Consider the following 708-nt stretch of genomic DNA (forward strand, 5'->3'; position numbering starts at 1 on the left):
CGCCATACAAAAATTGAAGTGGGTGAGCGTTGGTTGAGAATTAAGCCTGACCACGTCTTGGAAGAAATGCTGCACTTACTGGGTTTAGTGGTGACACATGAAGGAGAAGTGTTCGCTCCTGAGTCTGGTGCATATTCCAAGGGTGGGCACTCACATTCACACGGTCATTCTCATGATGGACATTCGCACGAATGAGTAATCCTTTAGCCCTGTCACGTTTGCTGCAGTTAAGCTCGGTTAGCCTACCGGTAGGTGGCTATGCCTTTTCGCAAGGCATGGAGTATGCAATAGAGTGTCGTTGGATAAAAAACTTCAACGATGCCGAGTCCTGGATTCGACTTCAAATGCGAGAAAGCCTGGCCAAAGTCGATCTGCCAATTTTACGTGGTGCCATGGAAAGCACGGCTGAAGAAGACTGGCAGCGTTTTATGTTTCTTAATGATTTATCGATCGCATCCCGGGAAACGAAAGAACTACGGCTAACAGATACGGCAATGGGCGCTGCTTTATTGCGACTCTTGAAAAGCTTGGATTTTGACTTGCCAGAATGCGTCACTCAGGAAGGCGAAGAACACAGCTTTGCGACCTTATTCGCTTATGCGGCGCAAAAGTGGGGAATCGTTTTTGAAGATGCGGCCAATGGTTTTGTCTGGTCATGGCTAGAAAACCAGGTGGCAGGGGCCACTAAAATGGTGCCTTTGGGTCAGA

At 48.2% G+C, this 708-nt stretch carries 1 protein-coding gene and 1 pseudogene; both read left to right on the top strand.

Translation table 11 applies throughout. The annotated features are described in order from the left end of the window. Positions 1-195, top strand: a pseudogene (locus A3729_RS05140) (urease accessory protein UreE); the annotation flags it as partial. Then, positions 192-708, top strand: a 517-nt coding sequence (locus A3729_RS05145) for an urease accessory protein UreF (protein WP_068633315.1), incomplete at its 3' end; no start/stop codon positions are given. The pseudogene A3729_RS05140 and the gene A3729_RS05145, both read left to right, overlap by 4 nt.

Source organism: Oleiphilus sp. HI0043 (genome assembly GCF_001634935.1).